Annotated in this window: 22 protein-coding genes and 1 pseudogene; 8 read left to right on the top strand and 15 right to left on the bottom strand. The window is 61.6% G+C overall.

Annotated elements, in window-relative coordinates:
* Positions 1-15: 15 nt before the first annotated feature.
* Entirely contained in the window at positions 16-1,569 is a 1,554-nt protein-coding gene (locus CCOY_RS02450) for a Y-family DNA polymerase (RefSeq protein WP_092101517.1), read from the bottom strand.
* Positions 1,566-2,303: a DnaE2-dependent mutagenesis accessory factor ImuA' gene (imuA', locus tag CCOY_RS02445; protein ID WP_244268677.1), complete on the bottom strand. Its 738-nt coding sequence runs from the start codon at positions 2,301-2,303 to the stop codon at positions 1,566-1,568. The genes CCOY_RS02450 and imuA' overlap by 4 nt, the downstream gene beginning before the upstream one ends.
* Positions 2,304-2,838: 535 nt before the next feature.
* On the opposite strand from imuA', the gene CCOY_RS02440 reads away from it, so the two are divergent.
* Positions 2,839-3,036: a hypothetical protein gene (locus tag CCOY_RS02440; RefSeq protein ID WP_092101514.1), complete on the top strand. Its 198-nt coding sequence runs from the start codon at positions 2,839-2,841 to the stop codon at positions 3,034-3,036.
* A 134-nt stretch (positions 3,037-3,170) separates the two neighbouring features.
* Here CCOY_RS02440 and CCOY_RS02435 read toward each other — a convergent pair.
* Positions 3,171-4,351 (bottom strand): annotated as a pseudogene (locus CCOY_RS02435) (IS1249 family transposase).
* Between the two features lie 391 nt (positions 4,352-4,742).
* Between CCOY_RS02435 and CCOY_RS02425 the strand changes: the two are divergent.
* Positions 4,743-5,159, top strand: a complete 417-nt coding sequence (locus tag CCOY_RS02425) for a hypothetical protein (RefSeq protein ID WP_092101512.1) — start codon at positions 4,743-4,745, stop codon at positions 5,157-5,159.
* 113 nt (positions 5,160-5,272) lie between these two features.
* Here CCOY_RS02425 and CCOY_RS02420 read toward each other — a convergent pair whose 3' ends face one another.
* Positions 5,273-6,664 (bottom strand): RNA-binding domain-containing protein, encoded by a 1,392-nt coding sequence (locus tag CCOY_RS02420; protein ID WP_092101510.1) that lies wholly within the window; start codon positions 6,662-6,664, stop codon positions 5,273-5,275.
* Between the two features lie 179 nt (positions 6,665-6,843).
* Here CCOY_RS02420 and CCOY_RS02415 point away from each other — a divergent pair, with 179 nt between their 5' ends.
* Positions 6,844-7,356, top strand: a complete 513-nt coding sequence (locus CCOY_RS02415; RefSeq protein ID WP_167594497.1) for a PspC domain-containing protein — start codon at positions 6,844-6,846, stop codon at positions 7,354-7,356.
* Here the strand turns inward: CCOY_RS02415 and CCOY_RS02410 are convergent.
* From CCOY_RS02410 to CCOY_RS02390, 5 genes are read right to left on the bottom strand one after another with little or no spacing between them, the layout of a single operon-like run.
* Complete coding sequence (locus CCOY_RS02410; RefSeq protein ID WP_092101506.1) at positions 7,353-8,573, bottom strand: alkylhydroperoxidase domain protein; 1,221 nt, start codon at positions 8,571-8,573, stop codon at positions 7,353-7,355. The genes CCOY_RS02415 and CCOY_RS02410 overlap by 4 nt on opposite strands.
* Positions 8,566-10,170, bottom strand: a complete 1,605-nt coding sequence (locus CCOY_RS02405) for a dipeptide ABC transporter ATP-binding protein (protein ID WP_092101504.1) — start codon at positions 10,168-10,170, stop codon at positions 8,566-8,568. Before CCOY_RS02405 ends, CCOY_RS02410 begins: the two co-directional genes overlap by 8 nt.
* Complete coding sequence (locus CCOY_RS02400) at positions 10,167-11,054, bottom strand: ABC transporter permease (protein WP_092101502.1); 888 nt, start codon at positions 11,052-11,054, stop codon at positions 10,167-10,169. The genes CCOY_RS02405 and CCOY_RS02400 overlap by 4 nt, the downstream gene beginning before the upstream one ends.
* Positions 11,051-12,043 carry an ABC transporter permease gene (locus tag CCOY_RS02395; protein WP_092101500.1) on the bottom strand — a complete coding sequence of 331 codons (993 nt, stop codon included), beginning with the start codon at positions 12,041-12,043 and terminating at the stop codon, positions 11,051-11,053. The genes CCOY_RS02400 and CCOY_RS02395 overlap by 4 nt, the downstream gene beginning before the upstream one ends.
* Positions 12,044-13,690, bottom strand: coding sequence for a TIGR04028 family ABC transporter substrate-binding protein (locus CCOY_RS02390; protein ID WP_092101498.1), 1,647 nt, complete (start codon positions 13,688-13,690; stop codon positions 12,044-12,046).
* 128 nt (positions 13,691-13,818) lie between these two features.
* Between CCOY_RS02390 and CCOY_RS02385 the strand changes: the two genes are divergently transcribed.
* From CCOY_RS02385 to CCOY_RS02375, 3 genes are all read left to right on the top strand, one after another.
* Positions 13,819-15,696: an FAD/NAD(P)-binding protein gene (locus CCOY_RS02385; protein WP_425284112.1), complete on the top strand. Its 1,878-nt coding sequence runs from the start codon at positions 13,819-13,821 to the stop codon at positions 15,694-15,696.
* 89 nt (positions 15,697-15,785) lie between these two features.
* Positions 15,786-16,385, top strand: coding sequence for a hypothetical protein (locus tag CCOY_RS02380; protein ID WP_224213059.1), 600 nt, complete (start codon positions 15,786-15,788; stop codon positions 16,383-16,385).
* Positions 16,386-16,415: 30 nt separating this feature from the next.
* Positions 16,416-16,628 (top strand): hypothetical protein, encoded by a 213-nt coding sequence (locus tag CCOY_RS02375; protein WP_224213060.1) that lies wholly within the window; start codon positions 16,416-16,418, stop codon positions 16,626-16,628.
* Positions 16,629-16,648: 20 nt separating this feature from the next.
* On the opposite strand, the gene CCOY_RS02370 is transcribed toward CCOY_RS02375, so the two are convergent.
* Together CCOY_RS02370 and CCOY_RS02365 are read right to left on the bottom strand one after the other, a co-directional pair.
* Positions 16,649-17,284, bottom strand: coding sequence for a LuxR C-terminal-related transcriptional regulator (locus CCOY_RS02370; protein WP_092101494.1), 636 nt, complete (start codon positions 17,282-17,284; stop codon positions 16,649-16,651).
* Positions 17,281-18,408 carry an ATP-binding protein gene (locus CCOY_RS02365; protein WP_092101492.1) on the bottom strand — a complete coding sequence of 376 codons (1,128 nt, stop codon included), beginning with the start codon at positions 18,406-18,408 and terminating at the stop codon, positions 17,281-17,283. Before CCOY_RS02365 ends, CCOY_RS02370 begins: the two co-directional genes overlap by 4 nt.
* Positions 18,409-18,521: 113 nt before the next feature.
* Between CCOY_RS02365 and CCOY_RS02360 the strand changes: the two genes are divergently transcribed.
* Positions 18,522-19,586 (top strand): PspC domain-containing protein, encoded by a 1,065-nt coding sequence (locus CCOY_RS02360; RefSeq protein ID WP_167594496.1) that lies wholly within the window; start codon positions 18,522-18,524, stop codon positions 19,584-19,586.
* Position 19,587: 1 nt separating this feature from the next.
* On the opposite strand, the gene guaA is transcribed toward CCOY_RS02360, so the two are convergent.
* The gene (guaA, locus tag CCOY_RS02355) at positions 19,588-21,174 is read right to left on the bottom strand and encodes a glutamine-hydrolyzing GMP synthase (protein WP_143028451.1); all 1,587 of its coding nucleotides are present in this window, start codon (positions 21,172-21,174) and stop codon (positions 19,588-19,590) included.
* A gap of 53 nt (positions 21,175-21,227) precedes the next feature.
* Here guaA and CCOY_RS02350 point away from each other — a divergent pair, with 53 nt between their 5' ends.
* Positions 21,228-22,115 (top strand): EamA family transporter, encoded by an 888-nt coding sequence (locus CCOY_RS02350; RefSeq protein ID WP_070482460.1) that lies wholly within the window; start codon positions 21,228-21,230, stop codon positions 22,113-22,115.
* Here CCOY_RS02350 and CCOY_RS02345 read toward each other — a convergent pair.
* From CCOY_RS02345 to guaB, 3 genes are read right to left on the bottom strand one after another with little or no spacing between them, the layout of a single operon-like run.
* On the bottom strand, positions 22,112-23,398 hold the full coding sequence (locus CCOY_RS02345) for a PAS domain-containing protein (protein WP_070422777.1): 1,287 nt from the start codon (positions 23,396-23,398) through the stop codon (positions 22,112-22,114). The two genes, CCOY_RS02350 and CCOY_RS02345, sit on opposite strands and share 4 nt — an antisense overlap.
* 20 nt (positions 23,399-23,418) lie before the next feature.
* Positions 23,419-24,573: a GuaB3 family IMP dehydrogenase-related protein gene (locus tag CCOY_RS02340; RefSeq protein ID WP_070570589.1), complete on the bottom strand. Its 1,155-nt coding sequence runs from the start codon at positions 24,571-24,573 to the stop codon at positions 23,419-23,421.
* A 15-nt stretch (positions 24,574-24,588) separates the two neighbouring features.
* Positions 24,589-26,112 carry an IMP dehydrogenase gene (guaB, locus tag CCOY_RS02335; RefSeq protein ID WP_070422775.1) on the bottom strand — a complete coding sequence of 508 codons (1,524 nt, stop codon included), beginning with the start codon at positions 26,110-26,112 and terminating at the stop codon, positions 24,589-24,591.
* Positions 26,113-26,193 lie beyond the last annotated feature (81 nt).

Below are 26,193 nucleotides of genomic sequence, written 5' to 3'. Positions count from 1 at the left end.
CCGCTCACCCCACCGTTAGTACACCGCCTCGACACGCCAGCTGCGCCTGCTCCACACAAGGAGCCACCCTGTCACCGCGCCGTCTGGCCCGCCTTCGCGCCCGACCACCTGCATGCGCGCAAGCCGTCCTGTGGCCCCTTCGGTTTGGGCCCACCATCCTTCATCCACGGGCCACGGCCCGGCCCAACCGGTAACCAGAAACCGGCGATCGCCCCAGGCCAGGGCGTACGGCGTGGTTGAGAGCAGTACTTCGGCGGTGACGATGACGGGGGTTGCGGTGTCGTCGATAAGCGCGATGCGCGAGGCGGGGTGCTCAATGCCGCCACCGAGGCGCGCAGGCAGCGGTGCTGGGATTGCTCCGGGCCAGGACAGCTTGTCGACGACCGGCCCCGCCTCCCCGTACGGCACCATCTGCACCCGTTCTGCCACGCCACGGCCGCCGACGAGCCGGGGTTGGAGCACCGCGTCGATGCCGAGTTGGGATTGCACGCGTTCCACGACGCGGCGGGCGGTGTCGGTGGAGGCGCCGTCGGCCCACAGTTCGCCGACGGGTTCTGGGGCGGCGAGTTCGAGCGGTTCCAGGATGAGACTTGTAATTTCACCGGCACCGCCGCCGGTCAGCCAGCCGTCGAGTTGCCAGCGCACCCGGTCGGCGGTCGCGGCCTCGGTGAGTGCTTCGCGGGTGCGCCAGACGCGTTCGACGCGGGTGCCGTCGCCAAGTTCGGCGGTCACCTTCAGCCGCAGGCAGTTCCGCCCCGTTTCCTTCAGCCGTTCGTGCAGGCTGGCGGCCAGCGCACGGGCGGCGAACGCTGCAGCATCAACTCGGTCGATCGGGTCCTCCGGAGTGATCGCCACCGCGAGGTCCTCCACGGGAATTTCGGGCGCGACGCGGCGGTCCGGCGTGGCTGCGGCGATCCGGTAGATGAGCATCCCGGACTGGCCGAAGCGCGTGGTGACAGCCGCCGGGGGCAGCGCCGCCAACTGCCCGAGCGTGGAAATCCCCAACTGCCCCAGCGCCCGCACCGTGTCCGTGTCCGCGCCAAGTGCTTCCTCAGCAACGAGCACACCGAGCGGCTGGTCTGCCAGGAACGTCGCCGACTGTCCCGGCGCCACCACGTCAGACGAGCGCGAGGCGATCACTGCGGTGGCGATCTCGTCGGCGGCACCGGCAAGGGCGTCGATGCCGCGGCGCGAGGCGGCGTCGATAAGCATCTCGAGCGCACGGTCCTCACTGCCGTGGAACTTGCCCGCGGCCTCAAGGTCCGCAACGACAAGGCCTGGGCGCAGCACTTCTACGCTCGCCGCGACGTCGTCGAGCCCCGCTGCAAGTGCTGCGAACATCCGGCCGTCGCGGTCGGTGTTGTCCTCCACCACCGTCAGCTCCGGCGCTGCCGCCTGTGCGTTTCGCACCCGCATTCCACGCCGGATACCCACTTGGCGGGCCGCCTGCGAGCACGCCTTCACTCTGTGGTGCGCAGCAATCGCAATGGGTTCTACCAACTCGTCGCCGGACTCCAACTTCGCGGCCTGCACGGGCCAGTCCGGGAACCACAACGCCGCAACCCTCATGTGACCAGTCGCAGCTTTCGCCTATCGACGACCCGCTCACCACCAGCACCCAACGTCACCCGTGCACTCGCCGGCCGGTACCCCTTGCCCTCTGCGCGGACATCGAAATCGATCCCGGTAATGCGCCCTGTCCCTCGGCCGATGCCGTGAAATTGTGCGAGCGTGCCCGTCAGTGTGAGCGCCGGCGACGGCACCGCAACGTTGACGCACACAAGCGCCGCTTGCCCTTTCCGGATCCTGGCCAGCAGCGGCCGGGCGCGCACCGGGGTGAGCTGGAACGGGCTGCGGGTGCGCAGCACCACCAGATCGAGCCCCTCGGCGAGCACGCCCGCCACCGAGAGGTCGTCAATACCCGGCTCCGGCACCGCAACGACCCGCTCAAGTGCATCGGCGCCGATCGCGGCATACGACAACTCCGGCCAGCCCACCACGCCAGCGCGCCCACCGGCTTCCACCACCTGGCCGATGAGCTCCACGATCAGCGCCGGGGTGTCGCTGACGTGCGTGACCGCCCTTCGCGCCAAGCCACCATTCGGCAACACAGTCGAAAGACCACCGCTGATCGTGAGCACCTCAGTATCAGCCGCAATCTCCTGAGGGACCTCCCCGCCGAGCGCAGCCATGCGCGCACGCAGCTCCGCGATCTGCTCAGCACGCGTCGGCTGAGCAGGCGCTTCACCCGCTTCATGCAGGTGCGCCGCCGCAGAAGACGCTCGAATAGGTGTTCCACTCACGTCAGTTAGTATGCACCTATGCCACGACACGGGCAACGTCCCTGGTCGAACATGTTTTCTACACCATCTTCATGAGAACCTGACTTATGGGGCCATACGAATAATCCATGATCTCCCCGTTCATGATGCGGCAACGAACGCCAACAGACCCTGGAGCACAAAGAAAGCTCTCGTCACAACGTTCCGAGCCCCCTTGAACTCCGTCATCGCGTACGCCCCATCGGCCTTCCGCTTGAACAGAGGCCGCGCTTCATACCGAGCCGAAAGAACACACTGCCACATCACCACACGGGACTTGACCCACTGATTTTGTCAGATATCTGACATAACAACGGTGGCGTTAATAGGGCGCAAAGCACCCCAGATGGTGGCAATGCTTAAATTTGGAGTGATGCAGAACACATTCATTGCGTTGTCTGTGTACACTCCGTATGTGAGTCGCCTATCAGGGTGACCTCCCGGAAACCAAGCGGCACGAAGAGTGGGCCAACCAATAAGGCTCAACTACACGCCCCAAGCAACACAAGGAGAAACCATGAAAATCACCGGCAAAAGTGAAAATCAGTCGCGTGGGTTCGTTGCACTCGCGATCGGCGCGACAGCACCTCTTCTTGGAGTAACAACCCCTGTAACAGGAGCTGCCATTGCTGGTTGGGGTATCGCTGCTGTGGCCTTTCCTGTCTCCGCTTTCTTCTTCCATCGAGCGAAGGATGCCGACAAAGTGCGCGAGTAAAGTTCCGATTTCATCGCATTACTTCGTGAAAGTCCTGTACCACACCGAGGCGGTACAGGACCTTACTTTGCAAAAAAGATCCAGACACCGGGTTAAGGCTCAAAAAGTGTGTCTGGCTCGGCGTGTCGCGGGGGTTAGATGTGGCCTTTTTGGATGCCGATTGAGTGTGTGTACTCGGTATCGATACCGTTGTCGTAGAGGGCTGGTCGTCGAAGTTTCATAGTCGGCTTGGTTCTCGTTTCGGGTCAGGGTTGTAACTTTGGCGAGTTGGTTCTGGCCCCAGTTGGACTGCCTGGCGATGTGTATTGGATCGCCAGGCAGTTCCGTTTTCAGATACAGCCACCAATCCAGCATTTTGCGTTGGTGCTCACCTGATCTGCCGCGATGAGTTCTCGCAAGGAGCTTCAATTGGGCGTTGATGCCGCCTTCAAGGCTGTTGGTGGTGGATTTGATCCGATGCGGCTTAAGCACACCTTTCGGGGGCTTGAGGTAGACAAACAGCAGGTCATTGCGCCACAGGTGGTTGAGGCTGTTGTAGGCCTTGCGCACGTTGACATGGGTCCACACGAGTGTGTCTTTCCCCGTTTTCGGGTCTTTGACCTGTGTCTTTTCGTTGAGCCAATCCTTGTAGAGCGTGTGGAACTCTTGCAGTTGTGCACCCCATTGTGCAGCCTCGTCCAGGGTGGTGATGCGGGTGAGTTTCAGCGCGAGTCGGTAGATGGTGCGGCCAGCATCAGTGCGTGGTCGTGAGGTGGTGTAGCGGCGTACTCTGCGTTGGGCGTGCACGAGGCAGCGTTGGATTTTGGTGTTTGGCCAGCACGTTTTAATTGCGCTTGTGGCTCCTCGGCCACCGTCGATCACAGCGATCAACGGTGCTTCGATGCGCTCGAGCAGGCGCTTGTAGTCGTGCGTGGTTTCTTGTTTGCACCAGTGCCAGGCGATGACGTGGTCGAGCGTTGCCGCCACGATCAGACAGCCACCTGCGGTGTAGGTGGCTGTCGATGAAGATCTGGTCGTAGACCCTGCCTGTATGGCCGATGGTCGGGTCAGGCACGTCAACCAGCCAGCACCAAGTAAACCGTCGTTTCATGGTGGCAAGGCTGATCCCGTGGCGTTGAGCCATTGCCCTTAACGAGGTTGACGTGGTGCAGTGATCGATGAACTGAGCGAACACCGCAGCGTTGGCTAGATCGTCACGACGTTTCACGCTGGACGCACCGCAAGCCTTGCATCGCCATCGGGTAGTTCCGTTGCTGGTGGTGCCGTTTCGTTTCATATCGCCGCCACAATGGCAGCGTGGTCGGTTCTTTGGCATTGGGCAACCGAACCACCGCCCCGTAGCACACCAAGGCAGCCACACCGTGGATTGAGAGCGAAACTGCCAGATATATACCCGCAGCGCTTATACTTTCAGCATTAGCCCAGATCAACTGCTAAAAATCAGCCCAATCGGACACACTTTTTGAGCCTTAACCCGACACCCCCTGTTTGAACTTTTATGTCTGCGTCAACTTAACGAGAAACTCTCCTCAGACCCCCACCAAGCACCCCACGACGGGCGCGGCGATCGTCTCACCATCCGTCGCCATGAACCAGAGTTTTGGCAAGCAAGCGAATGTGCTGTGATACGAGAGGTTCAAACGTGCAATGCAGAAGAGTTTAGAGGCATAAGAAGGCGGTGGAGCGCCCTGGTAACGTCGCCTTTCATGATCCCCATCAGCGCCAACGAGGTCCGCAACCGCGTCACTCCGATCCCCACGCCCGCCGTCGTGCGCGCGGTGGGTTCGCTGGCTGTGGGCGGTTCCGTGGGCGTGACGGTGTCCGAAGCGCCGCTGGGCATCAAGGCGATCACAGCACTGGTCTGCGTCGTTGTTGCTATCGCGGTGACGTGGCTGCACCCCTACCGGAAGCAGATTGTGGCGTTTGCGGAGGAGAAAAATGTCAGCAGGGTGCCGTCGATAAGCATGGTTGTGCCGCTCATGGTGTGGTGGCTTGTGCTCATGATCGGCCCGCTGGTGCACTGGTCCGCGGTGGCGGGGCTGCTGGTCGGTATCCTTGCGGCAGTGGCGGCGTGGTTGCTGTACCCGCACGTGGACGGCACGCGGCGCCTCGCGTACGCATAGAACTACTAGAAAGAATCTACTCGAAAGGCTTTCTAGTAGACAAGTTTTCGCAGCTCAACCTAGAAACATTCCCTTTCGAGTAGCTTTCTAGTAGCTTTCTAGTAGCTTTCGAGCTACCGCAAAGGCCCTTCCAAAAGCCATACCGCCCGAGGGTCCCGCGGACCTTTACCGCGCCATTGAATAAGGCCCTCCTCCCGCAGCGCTTTCAACGCGCGGCGGGCAGGCGGGTTCGAAATCCCCAAAGCATCTGCAACCTCCCCCGTAGACATTGGCGTGCCTTTCGCTTGCATGACTGACAGGGCGCTGTCGGCGTGAGGCGGGAGGGAGTCCGCGGTCTTCGGATCAAGCCGTTGAACCGCCTTCAACGTGAGCAGAACACTTCCGCTCGTCTGCTGGTAAATCGGGTCAGCAAAACCCACTCGCCGCATACCTGCAAACATACGGCGGATACCCTCGCCGAGTTCTTGACCAATCCGAAGCTCTGCCGTCACCCGCGCAATGAGAGGATTGCGTGCAAATCGAGCAATAGATTCTGGTCGTGTGGGGTCCACCAAACCGGGAAAGCGCCCCGGACTCGAAACTTCGATGCGAGATGGATAGATCTCGAACCGCACATGGTCACCAGCCATGCTGTACGACCGGTGAATGACAGCATTTACTAATCCCTCAAGCCAAACGTCGTTCGGGATGAGATTTTCATCCTCGAACAACCCCGAAGCACCCAGGCGCCGGACTTGCGGCAGCATCCCCTCAATCGCCCGCTGAGCAGCCCAAATTTGTTGTGGCAACGGCCCCTCAAACCGGTCGTCGGCCAAAAGCTGTTGCTGATGCCCCGCGAGCCGCTCATCCTCACCGAACCGCAGAACACGGACATGCGCATTAGGGAAGAACTCTTGCGGGTCTTTACCGAAGAGCAAAAGTGCTGCTGTTCGGGGCCTACCTTCACGGTCGATGAGATTTCTTGCTTTAAGAGCGTCTTCAGCGGAAGAAGAACCAATAACGTTGGCACATTCACCAACGACCTCCATATCGAGATCACCCATACCGACACGGGGCAGCACCGTCGCATCGAACTGTTGCTCACCCTTGGTGTAACGCAGTTCGAGAATGCCGTCTGCATTCAGTAACCGAGATTCGTCGCCGACACGCAGGAAGCAGTCCCCCGACCGCAAATAATGCACATGCTCACTCGGGTCTACATGAAACAGGTAAACCTGTGCACCGTCGCCGATATCGAACGGCTCGATTCGAACGCGCACGGTTGGATCCGTGTGGTCGAGCGATGTTTGTCTCAGATCATTGTCCTGTTTAGGCGTCGGTGCCCCATCAAACTCCCGGTCAGTAATTCCGACAGCAATAATGCCGCCCTCCGCATTTGCCATGCCGACGATGGTTTTGGCGAGATCCTTCGGCTTGATGCGGAAAGACTTTCGCTCGAACCATTGATCTTCCGGCAGACGCAGAAGAAGGCTCGGGTCATCTCGATAGTTTCTTTCAGGGTTCACGCGAGGAATTCTACTCGAAAGGCTTTCTAGTAGACGAGTTTTCGCAGCTCAACCTAGAAACATTCCCTTTCGAGTAGCTTTCTAGTAGCTTTCGAGTTACTACAAAGGCCCTCGCGCAGGCCCCGCCATTCTCGAAACCTCTGCTGCGAAGTCCGCCGGAGATACGGATAATGGCACGCATGGCTCAAAACTCATCGACATCGCTGAAGCACATGTGGGAAACCCGCCCGCGGCGCATCACGAAAGACCAAGGTGGTCGGGCCGTATTCGGCGGTGTGTGCACCGGTTTCGGCGCCCGCTACGGCTACGACCCGGTGGCGGTGCGTATCGCGTTTGTGCTCACCGGGTTCTTCTTCGGCGGCGGTATTTTCGCTTACCTGTTGTGTTGGCTGCTCATGCCGCGCCTCGGGGAGGACATCAGCCCTGGCCGGGCGATCTTTACCCGCAAGGATCAGCGCAGCCCCATCGAACAGAAGGAGTGCCGCACCGGCTGGCTGCTTCTGCTCGGACTGATCATTTTCATCCCGGCGGCGGCTGACGCAGGCGATAACCGTGTGACCTTTGGCGTGTTCGTGGTGTTGCTGTTCATTTGGTTGTTCGCCTACGCCGAAAACCCGACGCCACCCGAGCAATGGCGTGCCGACGACCTCGTGTGGCGCGATCAGAAACGCCGCCGCAGGTTTAAGCGCTAGCGGTAGCGCTTCGGCACATCCGGCGCGCCGAGCGTGAGCATGAGACGGTTGGCCCAGTTGAAGAAGGCTGACGAGTTGATCACGTCGATGATCGCCAGATCATCCAACCCGACCTCGCGCAATACCTCGACGTGCTCGGCACCGAATTCAAACGGGGTGCGGGTCAGCGCAACCGCAGCCTGGCGGATCGCGTCCCAGGCATCAGAGCCAAGGTCCGCCTCCACGCCTTCGTCCAGCAGGCGGTCGATCGCCTCCGCGTCGCCGCCTTCCTCCTTCGAACGTGCCTGGTGCACTGATGCGCAGTACTCGCAGCCGTTGAGACGGGAGGCGACGGTGGCGGCAAGTTCGCGCTCGGCACGGCCCAGGCCACCTTCGGTGTTGTAGAAGATGTCCAGGTCGGTCAGGGTGCGGGCTTTCAGCGCCTGCGGGTCGCGGGCGAGCAGACGGAAGTACTCCATGCCGATGCGTTCCGGCTTGATCAGGGCGTCGCGTTGCTCGTCGGTGAACTCGGAATCTTCAAGTGGTGCCACCCACGGCTTCCACCCCAGGGAGTGGTTGACAAACTTCTCGGGTGCGACGACCTCGGGTTGCAGGGTCACCGCAGCGGGCGTCCAGCCGGGATCGGCGACGCCGGCGGTGCGCTCAACAGCAGCATCCGCAACAGCAGCACCCGAACCACCCGCAGCCGCTCCCCCAGCCAGCACCTGCACACCGTGCACGACGCGCAGCTGGAACGCCACAAAGGAGATGAGTTGGCCGAGTGAGACGATCGCGTCCTCGGTGTAGCCAGTGGTCTGCAGGTGCCCGATCGCCGCGGGCGAGGCGTCCTTCGGGTGGAAGGTGAGCAGGTGGGCGAAGTCAAAGGCGGCGGCGAGCTGCCCCTCGCCGAAGGTGACAAAGTCCCCGCCCGCGTAGGGGCCGGCGGATACACCTGCGCGCACCGCGTCTTCGACCACGGCAACGAGCGCCTCGTCTTCGTCGACAAGCAAATCCGCGTAAAACTCCGCGGCGCGCTGCGCACCGGAAATGCCGGCGACGAAAGCGGCGACGGCGTAGCGGGTGGCAACCGGCAGGGCCTCGATGAGTGTCGGGTTGGTGGGCTCAAACAGGGCTGCGAAGCTGCGCTGGGCGTTTTCAACCGCTTCGGGTCGGCGGCGGCGCAGGTCGGCAAGGTCGGCCGGGGTTTCTGCGAGCAGATCGATAATGTCGTTAGACAACAAACTCTCCTAACTGTCGGGCACGGAAGACGGTGCCGGGGATGGCGTCGATAAGTTCACGAGTGACATCGTCGTGCGGGTGCGAGAACACTTCGTCGGTGGGGCCATATTCCACTTGTTGGCCGCGACTGAACACGCTCACCGTATCCGAAATCTGGCGCACCACCGCCAGATCGTGGGAGATGAACACATAGGTCAGCCCCAGTTCGCGCTGGAGGTTTTCCAGCAGTTCCAGGATCTGTGCCTGCACGGTCACATCGAGTGCGGAAACGGCCTCGTCAAGCACCACCAGTTCCGGCTCGACGATGAGCGCGCGTGCGATGGCGACGCGTTGGCGCTGCCCGCCGGACAATTGCGCCGGGGTGCGCGAGGCGAACCGCTCCGGATCAAGCGCCACACGCTCCAGGTATTCGTTGGCGCGCGCAAGGCTTTCGCGTTTCGACGCCCCCGCGAGGTTGCGCAGCGGCTCCGCCACAATCTCGCCGACCCGCATCTTCGGATCCAGCGAGGAAAACGGGTTTTGGTACACCATCTGGATGCGGTTGCGGAACTGCCGCTTCTGCTTCGGGCTCAGCGTGGTCAGTTCCTCACCGTCGAGGGTGATGCTGCCCTCAGCAGGCTGGTTAAACATGGCGATCGTGCGGCCTGTGGTGGTTTTGCCGGAGCCCGACCCGCCTACCAGCGCGTGCGTGGAGCCGCGCGCGACCTCGAAGGAGATATCGGATACGGCGGTGAAATCGCCGTAGCGCACGGCAAGGTTGTCTACGCGCAGGAGGGTGTCGGTGGTGACAGGGGGTCGTCGATACGCATTTGCCACGGACAGCGACGGCACGTTTGCCAGCAGGCGTTTGGAGTAGTCCTGTGTGGGGTTGGTCAGCACCGTGCTCACAGGACCGTGCTCGACGACGCGGCCGCGCTCCATGATGACCACGTCATCGGCGCGATCGCCCGCCACGGCAAGGTCGTGGGTGATGAAAATGACGCCCAGGCCCAACTCGGTACGCATCTCATCGAGCAGGTCAAGGATGGTTTTCTGCACGGTCACGTCGAGTGCGGACGTGGGTTCGTCCGCAATGAGCACCTCGGGCTCGAGTGCTACCGCAGCAGCGATGAGCACGCGCTGCTTCATGCCGCCGGACAACTCGTGCGGGTACTGGTTGTAGCGCTTTTCAGGATCATCGATGCCGACGCGCTCAAGCAGGGCAATTGCTTGACGACGACGCGACGCTGCGTCCCCCACCCCATGAATCTCCACCCCATCTTCCACGGATGCGCCGATGGTTTTCAGCGGGTTGAGCGAGTTGTTCGGATCCTGCGGGACCAAACCAATCTTTGCGCCGCGCAGCTCGCGCCACTCGGCAGCGCTCAGGCTGGCAAGATCCTGGCCCTTAAACCGGATGGAGCCCGCGCGCACGTTGCCGGTGGGCCCCAACAGGTCGAGCGCCGCCATGGCTGAGGTGGTCTTGCCGGAGCCGGACTCGCCGACGATCGCGGTCATCTTGCCTGCCTCGACAGCAAACGCGATGTTTTCCACGGTCGGCTCGGCATCACCGTACGCAACGGTAAGGCTGTCAACTTCAAGCAAAGGGATACTCACTTCGCATCACCTTCTGTCTGGATGACCTGGGAGATGTGGTTGGTGGACATCACGGTGGCCACAATGGCCAGACCCGGCAGCAGGATCAGCCACCAGGCGGTGGACATAAAGTCGCGGCCTTCCGCGATCAACAGTCCCCACTCCGGCACTGGTGGCGGTGCGCCGTAGCCCAGGAAGCCAAGGATGGACAACTGCAGGATTGCGGTGCCGAACTGCAGCGCAGCCAGCGCCAACACTGGGGTCAGCGAGTTGGGCAGCACGTGGCGGAACAACACCTGGGTCTGGGTTGCGCCAGAGCCGTAGGCAGCCTCGACGAAGTCCGCACCGGCAATCTGGATCACCTGCGAGCGAGCCAAACGAGCGAACGTGGCCACCGATGTCATACCAACAGCAAACGCCGCCTGCAGCGAACCGAAACCGGTGACGATGATGATGGACAGCGAAAGCAAAATGCCCGGGATAGCCAGCAGCACGTCCACGAACCGCATCAGCACGGTCTCTACCCAGCCACGCTGCGTACCTGCAACCAGGCCAATGAGCGTACCCAGGACCAGGCCGACCACCACGGCGATCAGCGCGCCGAGCAGCGACTGGCGTGCGCCGTAAACCACGCGCGAGTACACGTCGCGGCCCACGGCGTCGGTACCGAAGATGTGCTCACTATTCGGCGCGAGCAGCGCCACATCCACGCCCTTGTACGGGTCGTAGGTGGCAAACACACCCGGCAGCAGCGCCCACAGGGCAGCGATGACCAGGACGATCAGCGACAGGAACGTCGCCGGCGAGCGCCACCGGCGGTTCTTGCGCGACTTCGCCCGCACGCCAGCGCGCGTATTCGCCCGCGCAACAGGATTCGTTGCTGCTTGTGTTGTTTGTGTTGTCATCGGGCGCCCTCCTTCACGGCAGCCTGAGCGGTGCTCTTCTTAGCCTTGTTGCTCTGTGGCCCCGCATCCCGCAGGCGCACATCAAGCACCGGGTAGAGCAGGTCGACGATGAGGTTGATCAGCACGTATGCGGTCGCGGCGATGAGCACCACGCCGAGCAGTACTGGCATGTCGCGGCTGGATACCGCGTTGACGGTCAGCGAACCCAAACCTGCGCGGCCGAAGACGGTTTCGGTGACCACTGCCCCGCCGACGAGTTCACCAAACAGCAGGCCAGCCATGGTGATGGCGGGCAGTAGTGAGTTGCGCAGCACGTCGCGCCAGAAGATGCGGGCTTCGCTGGCGCCGCGGGCACGGATGACTTGGACGAATGGTTGGGCGCGGACTTCGTCGATAGACCGGATGAGCACCTGCATCAGCGGTGCCGCCATGGGCACGGCCAGGGTGAGCGACGGCAGGATCAGCCCTTCCAGCGGGGTCGGGTCGACCACGTTGACCCAACCGCGTTGGAAGGAGAAAAACTGCAGTAGCAGGATCGCGATCCAGAAACCTGGCAGCGACACCATGAACGACGGCAGTGCGCGGAAGAAGCTTCGCAGCGCGCCACCGCCGGGCAGGGTGGCCACATATGCGGTGAGCAGCGCGACGATGACGGCAAGACCGATCGAGGTCGCGGCCAGCGCAAAGGTGTGTGGTGCGGCGTCGACGATGAGGTCGAACACCGGCGTGCCCGAGGCAACCGAGAACCCCAGGTTGCCGGTAAACAGCCCGGCAAGGGTGGCCAGGTACTGCTCGACGAGCGGTTTATCCACGCCCATCTGCTCGCGGATCTCTTCGATCTCTGCCTGGGACAGCCCAAGCGCGGGGTCCGCATAGCGCGCGGCCACGCCGTCCGATGGCAGGGCGGAAAGCAGGAAGAACGCAAGCGTGTAGGCAAGCAGTAGTACAAGCAACGCTTGCCCGATCCGTTTCAGCACAGTGGTACTCATTTAGTTGTCCTCCCCATCACGGTCGAAGTACACCGAGTAGAAACTCGGGCGGGCCACCGATTCGGTAACAAAGCCCTTCACGTGTGGCGCAAGTGCGTACACCTGCGGCTCCTCAAACAACGGCAGCACGTAGGCCTGTTCGGTGAGGTAGTCCTGCACCGCCTTCGACGCGGCCGCACGGCCCGCATCGTCCGGCGTGGAAACCACCTTTTGCAACAACTCCTCGAGCTTGGCATCCACTGGGGTGCCATCTCCTGCGTTGTTCAGCAGCGAGTCGCGGCGGTTCACCGACAAGTGCGACTCAATCACGTCATAATCCGCACGCCCCACCATCGTGTGCATCAACTGCACACGGTTGATGTCCTTCTGCGCTGCGTTTTGCGTGGCACGGTCACCGGCCACCATGTTCAACTCAATGCCGAGGTCACGCAGGTCCGACTGCACCATCGTGACAATCTCCTTCGAGCGCGGCTGCGGCAGCGCGTGGTTGACCGACAGGCTCAACCGCTGCCCGTCTTTCACGCGGATGCCGTCGGGGCCGGGGGTCCAGCCGGCGTCGTCGAGAAGCGCACGCGCCTGATCGGGATCGAACGTGTACGCGCCGGGCTGCTCCGCGTAGCCAAGGGCACTCGAGGTCATCGGCGCGGTGGCTAACGGGTAGGAATCCGACAGCAGAATGCGGACGATTTCCTCGCGGTTCACACCATGAATAATCGCCTTACGTACTCGAATGTCCTGCAGCAATGGGTGGTTGAAGCGGAAGGCAAACTGATTGTTCATACCGTTGGCTGCGGCAGCGACAATCTGCACGCCCTGGTCTTCCAGGTGCCGCTCCACTGGCGGAGAGATCGTGCGCGCGGCGTCCGCTTGGCCGGACAGCAACGCGCCGGAGCGGACGGCTTCTTCGGCGGCGAGGGTGTAGTGGATGCCGTCAATGCGCGCCCGGCCCTGGTGCTCGAGCGACGGTGGCGCCCAGTCGTAATCCTCGCGCGTTTTCAGCACAAGGTCAGTACCCAGCGTTTCACTATCGACGACAAAGGGGCCCGAACCGATCACATTCGCCGCCCCGCCTGGGCCGAAGTCCTCGTTGCGCAGCTGCAGGGAGGAATCCGCCAGCAGGCCCGCGTTGTACGAGGACGTAGCCTGCGCGAAGCCCGGAGAAGGTGCGGTGAAGTGGAAGCGAACCGTGTCCTCGTCGACAACTTCGCCGTAGTCGTAGTTGGAGATCTGCTCCGAGACGTTGAGCAGGCGATCCTTGTCGCCCTGGCCGTAGAGGTCGAAGTTGTCCACGATGTTCTGCGCGGTCATCGGTGTGCCGTCGGAGTAGGTCACATCCGTGCGGATATCGAAGGTGAACACGGTGGCGTCCTCGTTGATCTCCGGCAGGTCGGTGGCAATCCACGGCTGGAGTTCGAGCGTTTCAGGGTCTTGGTAGAGCAACCTGTCTGTTAACTGATTGACCACACCGCCGTTGGGGTAAAACCCGGCAGCCGGCGGGTAGAGGCTGTTAAACCAGTTGGATTCCAGATAGGTGAGCACATTGTCACCCTCTGCGTGAGATTCAGCGCCACCCCCTGCGGTGCAGCCGCTCAGCAGGGCAACTGCACCTACAAGTACAACTGGGGCCGCAACCGTTTTCTTCGGCACGTTATCGTCCTCTTTTCCCTTGTGGTTTTCGGCACCATACCACTTTTAGACAATTCGGTTCTTTCTTAATAGACTGCGCAGTCTATACACGTTATAAAGATTCATCGAAATCGTGGAGGTACATCGCTGTGGGAGCAGACATCGCCATCGTCGGAGCAGGACCGCGAGGCATCTCCATCACCGAGCGCATCGCAGCCTTCCTCAACGACCGTGGCGCCACACCACTGACGTTGCACATCATCGACGACGCCCAGCTCGGCGCCGGCCGCATCTGGGACACCAAACAAACCCGCACACTGTGCATGAACACCCTGGCTGGCGCGGTGACCCTGTTCACCGAGCCCGGCGCGACCGTCACCGCACCTGTGCTCGAAGGCCCCACCATGTTTGAGTGGATCCAGGCGCTTCGCGGCGAATTCGCGCATCCGCTTATCAGCGACCACCCGCCGGCCGTCCCCAGCACCTTCGACGCTGAAATCCGTGTGACGCGGCCTGAATCTAATCCGTCGCGCGCGTTGTATGGCGAGTACTTGCGCTGGGTGTGGCAGGTTGCGCTGGCCGAGCTGCCGGACTCCGTCACCGTGGTTGAGCACCAGTTCCGCGCGATGTCGCTGTACAGCGACGGAGGCCGCGACGCGATCTTGCTTGCAGATGGCACGTTGATCCACGCCGACGCCACCGTGGTCGCCTCCGGTTGGGTGTTGCCCGCCCCAACCCCGGCACAGCAGGCCTTTGCCAAATCTGGCCTGACCTACATCCCGCCCGGCAACCCGGTTGAGCAGGACGTGGACCGCATCGGCGAGGGCGAGCGCCTGCTCGTGCGCGGTATGGGCATGGGCTTTTTCGACCTCATGGCGCTGACCACCATCAACCGGGGCGGCCGCTTCTTCGAGGACGACACGGCCCGCTCCGGTTTGCGTTACGACGCCACCGGCGAGGAACCCCACTTCGTAGTCACCTCCGGCCGCGGCTACCCCTACCTGCCTAAGTCCGAGTACAACTCGCTGCCGCCAAAGGCCGATTTGTCACGCCTGCGCGCAGCCATCGATGCCAACCCTGCCGAGCCCGGCAGCGGCACCTTGTCGTTCGGCCGCACCCTGTGGCCAGCGCTCGCCCGCGATGCCTTCGCCGAGTACTACCGCACCCTCGCGCGCGTGCGCCCCGAGGCGCTGAAGGTGCCGCTCGAGGAGATCATCACGCGTATCGACGACACCGACCTGGCCGTCCACGCCTCCCCCGAGGACATCCTGCCGGTCGCCCGCGCCCTGACCGAAGCACTCGAGGGCACAAGCACCGAACCGTTCGACATGGCTGCCTGGGTCGACCCGCTCGCCGGCACGGAAGATCTCAGCCTGGACGAACTCCAGCGCGTGGTCACCGACTCCATGGCGGGCGACATCGCCGAGGCCGTCGCCGCCTGGGACTCCCCGATCAAGGCCGGGCTGTGGGCGATTTCAGCCGGCCGCAAACCCAGCGCCATCGCCACCGAAAACGGCAAAGGCACCCCGGAGGTGGCCCGCTCGCAGTACATGGCGTTCGGTCAGATGGTCGGCTCCGGCCCGCCACTGTTCCGCACCCGCGAACTGCTTGCACTTGCAGACGCCGGCCTGGTGACGTTCCTGGGCCCGCAGCCGGTCGTCGATACGCAAGAAGGCGCATTCACCGCCGCAAGCCACGGGCGCACCACCACCGCGACTGCACTCGCCGACGCGTTCCTGCCTGGCCCGGACATCCGCAACACCAAGGACCCGCTGGTGCGCTCGCTTGTCGACGCCAACCGCGTCCGCCCCTTCGCCCACACCGCCTCACCCGAAACCGACGCGGACACCCGCCGCGCCGTCCACCCCGACGGCGCCCTGGATCCCCGCCTGCACATCGTGGGCATCCCGACCGGCAAGCAGTGGGCGGACACGACGATCTCGCCGATGCCGGGCACGAACCCGCTCATGCTGCAAGAAACCGACAAAACTGCGTTGTCGCTGCTCACCCAGGCGCGCGTGCTCTAGGCCTGTTCTAGGCCGGCACTAGATTAAGCGAACGTGTTATCGTCTACCTACATTCATTCGTTTTCGAGAATTCAGAAAGAGGTTTTTCCTTGAAGTTTGGAACTAAGCTTGCTACTTCTATCGCTCTAGCTTCTGTGCTCGTACCAATGCCAGTCGCTACGTCCGCAGAGATTTCTCAGAACGAGGTTCAGCAGCCAACTAGCACCGGGGCGGGAAATGATGTCCTTGAGGAAAGGATTGCTAAGGCACAAGAGGAGCGACAAGCGCTTCTCGTAATCAATGACGCTGATGAGAGCGGATATTCCGCTGAAGTAGTAAACGGTAACGTTCGCAAAGAAGCGGACACAGTATTTGTAGAAAGCCCGAAGGGCGAAGAAGAAGCTCTGCCCACTTCAAAGACTCTCACTACTGGAGAGAAAGTAAACATCGAATACTCGGTTGAAGGTGACCAGATCACTGCAAAGTATTCAACGAACGTTGATCCAGAGTTAGTCGATGCCGCCCTCATTCAACCTCGGTCTACTGCTGGGTGTGTGGGGGCCATCCTCGTAGGGATCGGAGGGACTACAGCATCTGCAGTCGGAGTCGCCACTGCGCCGCTCACAGGTCCTATTGGCCCTATGATGGCTGCAGCTACCATGGCAACCGCATCTGGTTCTATCGTAACCGCTGCTGATCAGTGCGGATAAATATAAGTACCACGAACAGTAAGGAACGAAATGAGCCTTGGACGCAGAATGCTGATCATTGCGTTGAGTACGAACATTGCCATGCTTTGTTTAGTGAGTGCTGTTCTCCAGATAGTTCTGCCGAACGATGCACCGCAGTGGCTCATCTTTGGAAATATTGTTGTCTTCGTAGCGTGTGTCTACTACACATACAAAGCAGTGACGGTGTGGCCGGATGAAGAAAAGGCAGCCACAATTAGTTGATTGCCAAATTTCCTGGAGCGCTACCCTAAGTCGCGCGCAACCGCCCACCGGGTCAACTGGTGGCGGTTCGACGTCTGCGTCTTGCGCAAAATGTTGGAGGCGTGCGTCTCCACCGTCTTCACCGAAATGAACAGCCGCTCGGCGATTTCCTTGTAGGTGTAACCACGCGCAAGCAGCCGCAACACCTCAAGTTCACGCCGGGTCAGCGAGTCCACCGCCGGGTCGTCCTCCTCCACAACCGGACCAGAGGCAAACGCGTCGAGCACAAACCCGGCAAGCCGCGGCGAGAAGTATGCGTCTCCGCCGCGCACCCGCTCAATCGCCTCCGCAAGTTCTGTCCCTGCGATGTTCTTGGTCACGTACCCACGCGCCCCGGCACGGATCAGCGCAATAACATCCTCAGCGGCGTCGGAGACACTCAACGCTAAATACGCAGGCCCCGGCGCGCGTTTGAGCACAGCCAACCCACCACCGTCGGGCATGTGCACGTCCAACAGCACCACATCTGGCTGCGTCTTTTCGATCCCGCGCACCGCCTCCGCAACCGTGCCCGCCTCCCCGACAACCTCCAGCTGGCCGTTACCTGCGGCAGCCAGCTCGGCTTTCACCCCGGCCCGAAACACCGAGTGATCGTCCACCAGAAACACGCGCGTCATAGGTCTAACGCTAGTTCGATCTCGGAGCCATTGCCTATCGACGACACCACGTGCACCTCTCCCCCAACCCGCTCAACCCGGCCCACGATGGAATCGCGCAGCCCGTGCCGGTCCGCAGGCACCCGATCCGGGTCGAAGCCGGCACCCCGGTCGCGCACGAACACCTCGAGCCTGCCCGCGAGGTGCTCGGCGTAGACGTCAATCGAATCCACCCCGGCATGCTTTGCGGCGTTGACCATCGCTTCCCGGGCGGCGAGCACGACCGCTTCGGTGCGCTCGTCGAAAGGAATATCCTCGCCCACCGTGACCGGTTGAATCACGACCCCGTAGGCATCCTCGACCTCGCCTGCGGCCTTGTGCAACGCGGCGAAGGTGGTGGTGTGGTTGGACACGGTGTCGTCGAAAAGCCATGCCCGAAGTTCGCGCTCCTGACCACGGGCAAGGCGCACCACCTCGTCCGGATCATCCGCCTGACGCTGGATCAACGCCAAGGTCTGCAGCACTGAATCGTGCAGGCGCGAGGCGATCTCCGCGCGCTGATCCGCCACCGCTTTCGCCTCACGCTCCGCGACAAGCGAGTTGGCCAACTTGGCAATCAGCGGCACCACAAGCACCCCGACACCAAGCACCGTCACCAGCACGGAAACAACCACACCGGCGACCCCGGCACTCTCCCCAAGGAGTGCCACAGCCAGCACCCCGCTCATGACCAATAGCGCACCCAAGGACAACGCTGCGATGTTGCCCCACGAATCCGTGCCACGGTCATACGCCTGCAACGCGATCACTGCACCGACGATGAGCACACCGATGATGAACACCACCATGGAGCCCGCACCGGAGGAAATCTGCAGCGACGTCAACGCACCCGCGAACCCTGCAAGCACCAGGAAGATGTCGAGCGCACTCGGGCGCTGCCGCGGCGCAGCACTTTCAGCAACCGGGGTAAACACCCACAGACCTGCGTACAGCAGCACCCCGAAGCCACCAGCGAAACTCGCCGCAACCAAAAACAGACGCACCCATTTCACGTCCACCCCGAGCAGGTCAGCCGCCCCGGACGCCACGCCAGCAATAACGCGGCGGGAACGATCACGGGTCAGCCGAGGATACAACGCAGACATGTCCCCTATCGTTGCACGGCAACCCCCTCAGGCACATCGGGGTAAACCCTGAGATGAAAAATCAGGGTCGTTCCCGATACCGCGCTTGGCGTTGCCTCGCAACAATAGAAGCCATGGAAACCAACACACTGAAGCGCATGTGGGAGACCCGCCCGCCCCGCATCCCGCAAGACCAGGGCGGCAAGGCATTCATCGGTGGCGTCTGCGAAGGCATCGGTGCCCGCTACCAAATCGACCCAACGCTCATCCGCGTCCTGTTCGTCGTATTGTCAATCGCCTTCGGCGGTGGCCTGTTCCTTTACCTGTTGTGCTGGATCAACATGCCCCGCTTCGGGCTGACCCGCACCCCAGCAAGTTCGATCGCCACCCCGAAAGAGCAGCTGACCAAGGTAGAGAAGAAAGAGCGCGACACGGGCTGGCTGCTGCTCCTCGGCCTTGTCATCTTCTTCCCCTCCGTCGCCGTTGCCAGCGACCTGCGCGGGGTTTTGGTCACCTTCGCGCTCTTCGCACTTGGTTGGTACCTCGCCTACCAGCGCCAGCCAGAGGCCCCGGAGGGACTCGTGGTGGGCGTGGAGTCGCAGACAAGTAAAGGCCCTGTTGTGGACACCTCCCACCTGACCGTGCCGGAAGGTTACGAACACCCCGGGCAGAAACCACCGGCATGGGACCCACTCGGCGCGGCACCTGAGCTGTGGCACCTTCCGGACCCTGTCGAGCCAGCTCCGGAGCGTGCGCAACCAAAGAAGCGCTACTGGCTGTGGATCCCCGTCACACTGGTGCTGACAACGGCAACATTCTGGACAATGACCGTGGTTAGCCAACTTCGCATCGGCTCAATCGGCAACTACGGCGTTGCAAATGTCTCTGCCTACTCCGCGGAGGCTATACCGGAATTTAAACACAACATCGGCGAGGCTCGGATCGACCTCACCATGCTCGAGCCACTCGACGAGCCGAAGACAATCAACATCAGCAACGGCGTCGGCAAGATCGACCTCAAGCTTCCCAATCACATTCCCGTCGACATCAACTGCAAGGTGACCATCGGCGAAGTCGCATGCCCCGAAGAACGACAAAACGCGGACACGGACAGCGCACTACTCACGATTAACGTGTCGCAGCGCGTCGGATCCGTGTCCGCGTACTACGCCCGCGAGGATGCAGGCGAAGGAAACTGACTTACTCCCACTCGATGGTGGCCGGCGGCTTGGATGTTACGTCCAGCACCACGCGGTTGACGTCGGCCACCTCGTTGGTGATGCGGGTAGAAATCACCTCAAGTGTCTCGTACGGGATGCGCACCCAGTCCGCGGTCATCGCGTCCTCGGATGCGACCGGGCGAAGCACGATCGGGTGACCGTAGGTGCGGCCATCGCCCTGCACACCAACCGAGCGCACATCGGCCAACAGCACGACCGGGCACTGCCAGATCTGGTCATCCAGGCCAGCCTTGGTCAGCTCCTCGCGAGCAATCGCATCAGCAGCGCGCAGGGTTTCCAGGCGCTCCTCGGTGACCTCACCGATGATGCGGATACCCAGGCCCGGCCCCGGGAACGGCTGACGGTTCACAATCACCTCAGGCAGGCCGAGCTCGCGGCCAACCGCACGAACCTCGTCCTTGAACAGCAGACGCAGCGGCTCGACGAGCTCGAACTCCACGTCATCCGGCAGGCCACCGACGTTGTGGTGGCTCTTGATGTTCGCGGTACCGGTGCCGCCGCCGGACTCCACAACATCCGGGTACAGGGTGCCCTGCACCAGGTAATCGACGGTTTGGTCCTCCCCGGAATCCGCCAGGATTCCAGCCACGGCGCGCTCGAAGGAACGGATGAACTCCGCACCGATCGCCTTACGCTTGGCCTCCGGCTCGGTCACGCCAGCGAGCTTGCCCAGGAAGGCCTTGCGCTCATCCACAGTGACCAGCTTCGCACCGGTCGCGGCGACGAAGTCCTTCTCCACCTGCTCGCGCTCACCCTGACGCAGCAGACCATGATCCACGAACACACAAGTCAAACGGTCACCGATGGCACGCTGCACAAGCGCTGCCGCCACGGCGGAATCCACGCCGCCAGACAGGCCGCAGATGGCGTAGCCGTCGCCGACTTGGTTACGGACATCGTCGATAAGCTGCTGCGCAATATTCGACGCCGTCCAGTTCTGCTCCAGACCAGCAATCTCCGTGAGGAAGCGGGTCAGCACCTCCTGGCCGTGCGGCGAGTGCATCACCTCCGGGTGGTACTGCACACCAGCAAACTTGCGCTCCGCGTTCTCAAACGCAGCAACCGGCGCACCCGGGGTCGAGGCAGTGACCTCAAAGCCCTCCGGCGCCTGCGTCACGGAATCGCCGTGGGACATCCACACCGGGTGCTCATCCAGGCCAGCGTGCAGCACGCCACCCTTGACAGCCATCGCCGTGCGTCCGTACTCGCGGGCACCGGTCTCCTCGACCTTGCCGCCGAGCGCCTGCGTCATCACCTGGAAGCCATAGCAAATACCAAAGATCGGCAGCCCCAGCTCAAAGATCTCCGGATCGAGCTGCGGGGCACCCTCCGCGTACACCGACGACGGCCCACCGGAGAGCACCAACGCCTGCGGGTTCTTCTCACGAACCTCCGCAGCCGTAATAGTCGACGGCACAACCTCCGAGAACACATGCGCCTCGCGCACACGGCGGGCGATCAACTGCGCGTATTGCGCACCAAAATCAACGACAAGAACAGGGCGTTTCTGAGCGGTAGTCACGGCCCAAATACTAGCTGATGGCATATAAATCCGAATATATTGTCCATTCTTCGACGTTTCGCCCCAGAATGATCTGCATGACATTGCGTGCCCCCTCCCCGGTTGAACCCAATGCCGACCGCACCGCCGTGTTGTGCATCCTTGGGTCCTGCCTGTTTCTGCAGCTTGGCGCAGCTCTTGCCACGCAGCTTTTCCCCCATGCCGGAACCTGGGCGACGAGTTCATTCCGACTACTCATCGCCTCCGTCATCCTGCTTGCAATCTCACGGCCAGCGTTTTGGCGCTGGACTCCCGAACAATGGGGTGCAGCGATCGTGCTCGGAGTGTCACTAGGCTGCATGAACGGCTTCTACTACGCCGGTATTGCAACTGTGCCACTCGCATCCGCGGTAACCATCCAATTCCTCGGCCCGCTGCTGCTCGCCGCGGTGTTGTCCCGTTCGGTACGCGACGGCATCTCCGTCGGGCTTGCGCTTACAGGTATGGCGCTGCTTGGCGTTGATTCGCTCTCCGGTGAGCCGCTCGACCGCCTCGGCGTGTTCTACATCCTGATCGCAGGCGCTGCCTGGGCGGTGTACATCCTTGCCAACAAGCGCACTGGCCGCCTCATCGCCGGCCAAGGTGGGCTCGCGGTTGCCCTTGCAGTTGGTGGTTTGGTGACGTTGCCCTTCGGTTTCGAAGGCGCACTCGTTATCGTTTCCGATACCAATCTGCTGCTCCTCGCAATTGGTACCGCAATCTTGGCGTCGCTGCTCCCAACATCACTGGAACTGATTGCTATGCGACGACTCCGCCCCCAGGTATTTTCCATCCTCATCTCGTTCGAGCCTGCATTTGCAGCACTCGTCGGATGGCTTGTGCTCAGCCAGGGCCCCTCCCCGCTGAAGCTTGCGGCGATTGCCTTGGTTATCGGTGCTTCCGTCAACCAGACACTCGCCGGCAAGCGACTCCGACGTCAGGTTTAACGGACCGCAGCGCTGAGACTGTCCAGAGCCTCGCGCACCTTCTCCGTCGAAGGTGCCTGTGCGAGGCGCTCAGCTGAGCGGTGCAGCTGGTTAATCGAGGCATCAGCAGCAGCCATTGCCTTGTTCACCTGCTCCACCAGCGGTGCGACCTCTTCGCCCATGTCGTTGGTGTTCTCAGACCAACGACGAATCATCTCGAGCGGAATCTTGGTCAGCTCCGTGATGGAGTTAACCTTCAGCTCCACGCGGCGACGGAACGACGAGTGCAAGAACACGGCGTCATCCATGTGCTTGACGTCAGCCTCGAGTGCGTCGACGAGAAGCTGCATCGACTCCTGCACGTTAGCCTCCGTGGAGAACTGTGCGGTCTGTGCGGTGTGCAGACGAGCCAGAGCAATAGCCATACGTGCGTTGGACGTCTTGGCGTAGAGCTCCTGAGCGGTCTCCTCGAGGGTCCTCGCGTTCTCGTCGATAATGCCACGCATCGTCGCCCACACCTGCAGCGGTGCGAGCAGCAGCGTACGCGATGCACCCTCGGTGACCACGTTTTCCATCTCGGCCTTCACGTTGTTGGTCACTGCGTTTTCCTCGACCAGCGTCGCACTGGCCTTGCGCAGCTCCTCAGCAGCGTCCTTAATGGCGGTCTGCACCGTCATGAACTCGTCGAGTTCACGGTAGAGCGTCACGGCAGCCTCGTAGATGTCGCCGGAGCCTTCCGGAAGCGTAAAGCCTGCATCCTCACGTGCCTGGACCTCAGCAGGAAGGACTTCGCGCAGGAATGCGTCGTAGTCCGGCAGCAGCTCCGTAACCTTCTCCGCGCCCATCACTGCACGCTCGCGGCGGCCAACACCGTTGGCCTTCGCCTCGTGCTCAACGATGTTTGCTTCTTGGTAAATACCAGCGGCTGCTTCGAAGTTCTCCGTCATCGGACGGGTACGCACCGAGAGGTAACCGCCGTTTGGCAGCGGCGTAACAGTGGCAAACACGTCGTACGCGGAGCCGCTCTTCGCCTTATTACGCACATACGCGGCGAAAGGACGGCCCTCCTCGATGGTGTCCCACATGAGTTTGAACGCCGCACCAGGCATCTCCTCATGACGGATGAGGTTGTGCGGCTTACCAATCATCTCTTCGGCGGAGTACTGCGCGTACTTGATGAACACATCGTTCACATGCGTCATCACACCTTTGGCGTCAGTCACCGAAAAGAAGATGTCGTTCACATCAACTTCGTGGAATGGGCCCTCAGGGGCGTCGCGAAGAATCGTTACACGGCTAGACATAGGTCGATTTCATCCAGTTCTTAGTTACGGATTGCCAAATCGGCTTTCTGGAAAGCTTTGATCCCAGTATAGCCACATTTCGCCATAATTCTTTTCAGTCCACCAATGAGATTCATCGCACCCCAAGGATCGCTCGATGGACCGAAGAGCACTACCTCCAGTGGCGCCGAAGAAGTGAAGTCAGGTTCCTTCCGCACGCTACCTCGCGGAAAACGTGGGTGAGCTGTCTGAGCTTCCCAATACACGCCACCGGCAGCAGCCTCAGTTGCCTTCGTCAATGGGTTGCCAAGCATGACAGCATCTGCACCACAAGCGATGGCTGCAGCAATCTCGCCTGCCCCCCAAATAGTGGTATCCGCAAGAATGTGGACATAACGTCCACCAGTCTCATCGAGGTAATCCCGACGTGCTGCCGCGACATCTGCGATAGCGGTAGCCATCGGGACATTCACCACCGTGTCGGCATCGCCCGAACCGACAATGACACCAGCAACGCCAGCGCGCATCAGGTGGGTCGCGGTCGTGTAGTCATACACACCACCGGCAATGACCGGCACGTCGAGCGAACCGACGAACTCTTTCAAGTTCAACGGTTCCCCACCTTTTTGCACGTGCTCTGCAGACACGATCGACCCCTGAATGAAGAGGATTTCTGCACCTGCGGCGATAACTACAGGCGCCAATTCGCGCACGTTCTGCGGGCTCACGCGCACCGCAACAGTCACGCCAGAGTCACGCACCTGGGCGATACGTTCCGAAAGCAAGTCGTGATCAAGTTCTGCGGCGTGCAACTCCTGCAAGGTGCGCACGGCACGCTCACCTGCCTCGACAAACTCCTGGTACTTCTCAGCCGTATCGACGTTAAAGGGGTCCTCGCATGAGTCCACCACCTTCTTCACCGCAGCCTCCAGATCAGCGTGTCGGCCCCACAGGCCTTCCGCGTCAATCACACCGAGGCCACCCTGCTTGCCCATCTCGATAACAAACTCAGGGCTTGCCAACGCGTCCGTCGGGTGGGACGCAAGCGGGATATCGAACGTGTAGGCATCAATATGCCAGGAGGTGTCCACATCCTGCGAGGAGCGGGTGCGTCGTTTCGGAACGATCGACAAATCACTCAAGCCGTAAGCCTTGCGGGCTTCGCGCCCAATGCCGATTTCCACGTAGTCACGCATGTTGTGCTGGTTCTCCTACTGGCGGTAGTTCGGTGCCTCGACGGTCTGCGTGATGTCGTGCGGGTGGGACTCACGCAGGCCCGCGGTGGTGATCTGGACGAACTGCTTGGTCTGCAGCTCCTCGATAGTGGATGCGCCTGTGTAGCCCATCGCAGCGCGCAGACCGCCAACGATCTGGTGGGTGATGGAATCCAGGTCACCGCGGAACGGCACGCGCCCCTCAATGCCTTCCGGCACGAGCTTGTCCTCGCTTGCCACATCCGCCTGGAAGTAACGGTCCTTGGAGAAGGAACGCTTCTCACCAGTCAGTCCACGGCCCTGCATTGCACCCATGGAGCCCATGCCGCGGTAACGCTTGTACTGCTTGCCGCCGACAACAACAATGTCGCCTGGCGCTTCCGCCGTGCCCGCCAACATGGAGCCGAGCATGACGGTGGATGCGCCGGCAGCCAATGCCTTAGCCACGTCGCCAGAGAACTGCATGCCACCGTCGGCAATGATCGGCACACCTGCAGCCTTCGCCGGCACGGCCGCCTCGAGGATGGAGGTAATCTGCGGTGCACCAACACCTGCAACCACGCGGGTGGTGCAGATAGAGCCCGGACCGATACCGACCTTGATGGCGTCTGCGCCAGCGTCGATCATGGCCTTCGCAGCGCTACGGGTAGCCAAGTTGCCACCGACAACGTCGACGCGGTCGCCGAATTCCTTCTTCACACGAGAGACCATCTCAAGTACACGGTTGTTGTGTGCGTGCGCGGAGTCGACAACGAGCGCGTCTACGCCCGCCTCAACGAGCAGACCAGCGCGCTCAAATGCGTCCTCACCGGTACCGACGCCAGCAGCGACAAGTAGACGGCCGTTCTCATCCTTCGAGGCGTTCGGGTACTGCTCGCTCTTGACAAAGTCCTTCACCGTGATCAGACCGGCAAGCTTGCCTTCGGAGGTCACAATCGGAAGTTTCTCCACCTTGTTGGCGGATAGCAGATCGAGCGCTTCCTTCTTGTCCACACCCTCCTGCGCTACAACCAGCGGCATCGGGGTCATGACCTCTGCAACCTTGCGCTGAGCATCCGGCTCGAAGCGCATGTCGCGGTTGGTGATGATGCCAACAAGACGGTCAGAACCGTCAACTACAGGAAGGCCCGAGATGCGGAAACGGGCGCACAGTGCATCGACGTCGGCGATGGTCATATCGGGGGTGGCGGTAACAGGGTTAGTCACCATGCCGGATTCCGAGCGCTTGACCACATCGACGTGCTCCGCCTGGTCCTGAGCGCTCAAGTTACGGTGCAGCACACCGATACCGCCCTGGCGCGCCATCGCGATCGCCATACGGGATTCGGTCACTGTGTCCATCGCCGCCGAAATAATCGGCATGCCGAGACGGATATTGCGGGTGAACTGGGCTTCGGTGCTCACCTCAGATGGAACAATGTGGGACTCCGCCGGAAGCAGCAGCACGTCATCAAACGTCAGCCCCCTCAGCGCCACCTTGTTCGGATCGTCGCCACCCGTCCATACTCGTGCCTCAGACATCGACATGTTCTCCTCTCCCGCGCGATTGTTTTCAGCAATGATATAACGTCGCACAAGCTCTGGGGCTATGCGGGGATGACG

Source organism: Corynebacterium coyleae (assembly GCF_030408635.1).
Classification (GTDB): Bacteria; Actinomycetota; Actinomycetes; order Mycobacteriales; family Mycobacteriaceae; genus Corynebacterium; species Corynebacterium coyleae.
This window is presented reverse-complemented; position numbering and strand designations above follow the sequence as displayed.

Excerpts from the sequence above, each read along its gene's own strand:
- guaB (WP_070422775.1), bottom strand. The coding sequence starts at position 26,112 with ATGTCTGAGGCACGAGTATGGACGGGTGGCGACGATCCGAACAAGGTG.
- CCOY_RS02395 (WP_092101500.1), bottom strand. The coding sequence starts at position 12,043 with ATGAGTACCACTGTGCTGAAACGGATCGGGCAAGCGTTGCTTGTACTA.
- CCOY_RS02365 (WP_092101492.1), bottom strand. The coding sequence starts at position 18,408 with ATGTCTGCGTTGTATCCTCGGCTGACCCGTGATCGTTCCCGCCGCGTT.
- CCOY_RS02345 (WP_070422777.1), bottom strand. The coding sequence starts at position 23,398 with ATGTCTAGCCGTGTAACGATTCTTCGCGACGCCCCTGAGGGCCCATTC.
- CCOY_RS02440 (WP_092101514.1), top strand. The coding sequence starts at position 2,839 with ATGAAAATCACCGGCAAAAGTGAAAATCAGTCGCGTGGGTTCGTTGCA.
- CCOY_RS02340 (WP_070570589.1), bottom strand. The coding sequence starts at position 24,573 with ATGCGTGACTACGTGGAAATCGGCATTGGGCGCGAAGCCCGCAAGGCT.
- CCOY_RS02350 (WP_070482460.1), top strand. The coding sequence starts at position 21,228 with ATGACATTGCGTGCCCCCTCCCCGGTTGAACCCAATGCCGACCGCACC.
- CCOY_RS02400 (WP_092101502.1), bottom strand. The coding sequence starts at position 11,054 with ATGACAACACAAACAACACAAGCAGCAACGAATCCTGTTGCGCGGGCG.
- CCOY_RS02415 (WP_167594497.1), top strand. The coding sequence starts at position 6,844 with ATGGCTCAAAACTCATCGACATCGCTGAAGCACATGTGGGAAACCCGC.
- CCOY_RS02450 (WP_092101517.1), bottom strand. The coding sequence starts at position 1,569 with ATGAGGGTTGCGGCGTTGTGGTTCCCGGACTGGCCCGTGCAGGCCGCG.
- CCOY_RS02360 (WP_167594496.1), top strand. The coding sequence starts at position 18,522 with ATGGAAACCAACACACTGAAGCGCATGTGGGAGACCCGCCCGCCCCGC.
- CCOY_RS02370 (WP_092101494.1), bottom strand. The coding sequence starts at position 17,284 with ATGACGCGCGTGTTTCTGGTGGACGATCACTCGGTGTTTCGGGCCGGG.
- CCOY_RS02375 (WP_224213060.1), top strand. The coding sequence starts at position 16,416 with ATGAGCCTTGGACGCAGAATGCTGATCATTGCGTTGAGTACGAACATT.
- guaA (WP_143028451.1), bottom strand. The coding sequence starts at position 21,174 with ATGCCATCAGCTAGTATTTGGGCCGTGACTACCGCTCAGAAACGCCCT.
- CCOY_RS02425 (WP_092101512.1), top strand. The coding sequence starts at position 4,743 with ATGATCCCCATCAGCGCCAACGAGGTCCGCAACCGCGTCACTCCGATC.